The following is a 5,110-nucleotide window of genomic DNA, read 5'->3' as shown; positions in this document are numbered from 1 at the left end:
ACGCCAATGGCAACATTACTTGATGGTAAACGGGTCTGGGCAGAAAAAAATCTGAACCAGATTTAATCTGACAGACACCTGTATAAATAACCGGTAACTGTCAGATCAGGTCTGAGCTAGTACACTTCATCTCACTGATCTTCCCTTACATAACACAGTCTGCCGTGCTTACCACACGCGTGATACGTGAGGTAAAACACGGCAGACAAACGAGTCACGGCCTCGTGCAACCCACTGTCGTTTCCGACGCAGACGCTAGTTTAACGAAGGCAAATCCACATCTGCCGTGACGTTATCCAAACTTTGTCCTGCTGTTGGGCTCTGAATAGAAAGGTTGCGCAGCAGGTCTCCCATTCTGGCCTTGATACGATATTCGGTAAACCTCTCAATGAATTGAATCTCTACCAGACAACGCTGTGCGGTGAGAAGCTCATTTTCACTGTCCAGCAAATCCAGCAGTGTGCGTTCGCCAATGCTGAATTGCTTTTGGTAGGCCGTGCGAACTTTCATACTGCGATCGGCATACTCAGCGGCGATAGGGATTTGCTGGCGGGCGTTATTCAGCGCGGTCCAGGCAAGACGCAACTCTTCGTTCAACTGACGCAGCGTGTTGTTGCGAATATCCTGTGCCTCTTTAATTTGATACGCTTTTGCATCCGCGTTGGCCTTGTTGCTTCCCCCTTGATAGAGGTTGTAACGCATTCTGACCATTGCCTGCCACTCGTTGCTTTGCCCGCGAACGCCATCCACATTGTTATTCATATTGCGGTCGAGCTCGATGTTGACACGAGGATAATAGGAGGACTTTGCAGCCTCATATTGTTGTTGTGTTGCAGTGATGTCTGATTCGGCGGACTTGAGTATTGGGCTATTGGCCAGCATGACGCGCCGAGCTTCGGCCAGCGAGGCGGTAATCGTCAACAACGCGGTATCTGGTAGTATCAGGTTGTCGGGCTCGACACCCGTAACGCTAAAGTAGTTGGTCTTCGCGTCATCAAGATTGGTCTGCTCGGTAAGCAGATTGTTCCTTGCCTGTGCCAAACGCGCCTCAGCCTGCTCGAGATCTGCCAGGCGCGCAACGCCTTGCTGGCTGCGCAGCCGGATCTGATCGTAGATACGCTCGTGGTTGGCGAGATTATTTTGCGCCAGTTTGACGAATTCTGCCCGTTGCAGCACATCGAGATACACCTGAACCGCATTCAAGGCCACGTTCTCAGACGTATTGAGTACCTTGTAGGCTCGTGAATTGACTGTTGCTCTCTGCCGACCGACTTCGCTCGACGTAGCAAATCCGTCAAACAGCGTTTGTTGTAAGGTGATACTGGATTCACTGCGTTGCAGTTCTGTTTTACCGCCACTCGCGCGTGTAGAAACGGTATCTGTCTCCTCACGACCGGTTCCTGCGTTCAAGTTGATTGATGGCAAATACCCGCCCTTGGCAGAGCGTAAATCATGAGCGGCGGAGAGCCGACTGTTCACCGACGCACTGACTTCGGGATGCGTGGCAAGAGTTTGTTTGATTACATCCTGTAAAGTCGCGGCGCTGGAAGGCTATGCGACCATAATCCCTAAAGGTAAAAAAGCGTATCGAAATACAGGTAGCATAATGCTGTTTTCCTTTATGGCATGTAAACGCTGTGATTAATTTGAATGCTTGGTTTTTTTGTGATTATTCTTAATTTCCCATCCGGCGATTTTTTCTCAATAGAACGCCGTGAGAGTTTTTAAACTACTTTATGATCAGTTAATTGTGTTGTTATCTCATTCTGATTCAATGTTTGAGAAATATTTGATGCTCTTTTGTATTAAAGTTTGTAGCAAGAATATTCCGAATTTTTTATGATTATGCTTAGCGAGTCAAGTGATTGACGCCTATACTGTCATTTTTTGCTCTGGCACACAGCGGTTATTAACAGCAGGTGACAAAATTTATCGTGGCGAAGAAATCGTCACGGGTGGCAACGGCTCCGTGTCTATCACGTTGCCGGACGGAAAACCCTGGATGTTGGGAGAAACAGCCAGTGGAGTGACAACACCAACGTAGTGCCGCAGGCCACAGTGCAAGACGCTCAGGATGTAGCTGCGTTACAGGATGTTATCGCACAAGGCGCAGACCCGACGCAAGTGCTGGAAGCGCCAGCAGCGGGTAATACTGACATTGGTGAAGTGGGCGACGGTGGTGGCAGCCACGTTAGTGCCGCCGATATGGTCTTTTCCCTGACGGGGCAAGTGGTAGAGGCAACCGCAGGTTATGACACCCAAGGGCTGGCATTTGCAGCGACATCTACCGACGATCTGACCGGCGCTGACGCTGTAACTCTCGCCGCCGCAACAAGCAGCGAAACGACACCTGATACGACACCTCCTTCGTTGACCATAGTTATCAATCCTGATGGCTCAGTGACTTTCACGTTTACCAAGCCGCCAGTAGGTTTTGATGCCAGTGATGTGAGCGTGAGCAACGGTACGTTAACCAATCTGGTTCAGGATCCTACCGATCCTACCCGCTGGACGGGTACGCCCACTCCAAATCCCAATTTTGAAGGGACGGTCACTGTCACCGTTCCTGATGGTTCATATAGCGATGAAAACGGCATTCCAGGTACGGGGGGGCAGGATTCGGTAACCGTAGATACGTTGCCCCCTGATGCAAGCATTACGATCGACCTTATTGCCAATGACGATGTTGTTAACGCAGAAGAGGCCGGACAGAGTCATACCATTAGCGGGACGGTATCGGGTGACGTGAAGGCGGGTGATACCGTCACTGTGGCGATTGGTAATGAACGTTACACCACCACGGTGAATGCGGATGGTAAAACGTGGAGTGTGGACGGCGTGCCGGGTAGCGTGTTGGTAAGCAACAGTGTTGTCAACGCCTCTGTGACCACGTCGGATGAGGCGGGTAACCAGACTACCGCCAATGCTACGCGCCCATACGGTGTTGATACTACTGCGCCTGACGTTGCGATTACCCACTTTTGCTGGCGACGACGGCTATATCAATACCGCCGAGTCCAAAGCTACCCCGGTGAGCGGCACCAGCAGCGAGAAGAGCGTTGATCTGCTGTTTACCGACACCAACGGAAAAACCGTGGAAGTGAAAAACGTCACGGTGGTGGACGGCAAGTGGAGCACCACCGCCGACCTGAGCGGTCTGGCGGAAGGCAAGGTGGATGTCAAAGCCACCGCCACCGATCCGGCTGGCAACCAGGCACACGACACCGCGTCCTCGACGCTGGACGTCACCGGCCCGAGCGTCGATATCGAGCACTTTGCCGGTGATGACGGCTATATCAATACCGCTGAGTCGAAAGCCACGCCGGTGAGCGGTACCAGCAGCGAGAAGACGGTGGCTCTGACGTTCACGGACGTGAACGGCAAGGTCGTCACGGTGACGGGCGTCTCCGTGGTGGACGGCAAATGGAGCACCACGGCGGACCTGAGCGGTCTGGCGGAAGGCAAGGTGGACGTCAAAGCCACGGCGACCGATCCGGCCGGTAACCAGGCACACGACACCGCGTCTTCGTCGCTGGATATGACCGGTCCGTCGGTAGATATCGAGCACTTTGCCGGCGACGACGGCTATATCAACACCGCCGAGTCCAAAGCCACGCCGGTGAGCGGCACCAGCAACGAGAAGACGGTGGATCTGACGTTCACGGGCGTGAACGGCAAGGTCGTCACGGTGACCGGTGTCTCCGTGGTGGACGGCAAATGGAGCACTACCGCCGATCTGAGCGGTCTGGCGGAAGGCAAGGTGGACGTCAAGGCCACCGCCACTGACCCGGCGGGCAACCAGGCGCACGACACCGCGTCCTCGACGCTGGATATGACCGGTCCGTCGGTAGATATCGAGCACTTTGCCGGCAATGATGGCTATATCAATCAGCAAGAGTTGGAAGGAGCATTTATCCAGGGGACGAGCAACGAGCGTTTCGTCAACCTTACCTTTACGGATAGCAATGGCAAATCAGTCTCTGTCAGCAGTGTGCCGGTCTTTGACGGGAAATGGCATAACACGGTTAATTTGGGGGCGCTGGCAGAAGGCAAAATCACCGTGGTGGCGACGGCAACGGATGCGGCAGGGAACACCGCGCAAGATAGCGCCAATGCCATAATGGATAAAACCTTACCTGAAATTGATATCACCGATTTTGCAGGTAATGATGGCTATCTCAATGCGAACGAATTGGCCGGAGAATTTATTCAGGGCACCAGCACAGAAGACCATGTGACATTGGTCTTTACAGACAGTAAGGGTAAAGAGGTCACACTGACTAATGTGCCTGTTGTTGATGGTAAATGGAGTACTTCAGCCGATCTGAGCACATTGGCAGAAGGCAAGATTAAGGTGGTTGCAACGGCAACGGATCCCGCGGGTAATCAGGCCCGCGATAACGATCAAGCCATATTGGACACCAAACCGCCTGTCGCGCACGACGAGACGGTGACTGGTCTGGAAGATACACCAGTACATATCGGTTGGGACAGCCTTGGCGTTTCTGGTGATACGACCAGCGTGGTGATTTCCTCGTTGCCGCCTGCCAGCGCCGGTACGCTGTATTACAACGATAATGGTACCTGGAAACCTGTCGCTGTTGGGCAGTCGTTCACTTCGACCAACACAGATTTGCGTTTTGATCCTGCTGAAAATGCGTCGGGTTCACCCTATGGCATCGTGCATTTCTCACCGGTGGACAAAGCAGGCAACGTTGGTGCAGAGACGGCGCTCAATATCGATATTACGCCAGTAGCGGATGCACCGACGGTGACGCTGGATATTACCAGTGGAAACAGTACGCCCAGTGGTGAAGTGATTCACATTAATGGTGGCAGCGCTAACGGTGGCTTTGATATTCAGGATGGGAAAATTGTTGCCGTCGGCAATGGCGTACGGGTCTGGTTAACCGAGGGGGGATCCGATCCCAACATTGGTGGGTACCGGCACCTATTCGTACTATACGCAGAGCAATACCAACGGCAGCGCTGCGATTTGAGCGTCGGTAAGCACGATGCCTTCTCTGGCGACCTTTTCCTCAAGTGCCCTCAGGCGTTTACGGAAGTTCTCCAGGTCGTGTCGTTGCCAGATAGAGCGCACGCCGCTGCC

The 5,110-nt window shown here is 53.1% G+C and carries 1 protein-coding gene and 3 pseudogenes; 2 read left to right on the top strand and 2 right to left on the bottom strand.

What is annotated here, in order from left to right; genetic code table 11:
• Nucleotides 1–255: 255 nt before the first annotated feature.
• Nucleotides 256–1,542 (bottom strand): annotated as a pseudogene (locus ACTBDZ_RS14970) (TolC family outer membrane protein); the annotation flags it as partial.
• Nucleotides 1,543–2,043: 501 nt separating this feature from the next.
• Here ACTBDZ_RS14970 and ACTBDZ_RS14965 point away from each other — a divergent pair.
• On the top strand, nt 2,044–3,063 hold the full coding sequence (locus tag ACTBDZ_RS14965) for an Ig-like domain-containing protein (protein ID WP_438815903.1): 1,020 nt from the start codon (nt 2,044–2,046) through the stop codon (nt 3,061–3,063).
• Nucleotides 3,032–4,330: pseudogene (locus ACTBDZ_RS14960) on the top strand (Ig-like domain-containing protein); the annotation flags it as partial. The gene ACTBDZ_RS14965 and the pseudogene ACTBDZ_RS14960, both read left to right, overlap by 32 nt.
• A 654-nt stretch (nt 4,331–4,984) precedes the next feature.
• On the opposite strand, the pseudogene ACTBDZ_RS14955 reads toward ACTBDZ_RS14960, so the two are convergent.
• Nucleotides 4,985–5,110: pseudogene (locus ACTBDZ_RS14955) on the bottom strand (IS481 family transposase); the annotation flags it as partial.

Source organism: Symbiopectobacterium sp. (genome assembly GCF_051710365.1).
Classification (GTDB): Bacteria; Pseudomonadota; Gammaproteobacteria; order Enterobacterales; family Enterobacteriaceae; genus Symbiopectobacterium.
The sequence above is the reverse complement of the archived record's forward strand: the minus strand, read 5'-3'. Positions and strand labels throughout refer to the sequence as shown.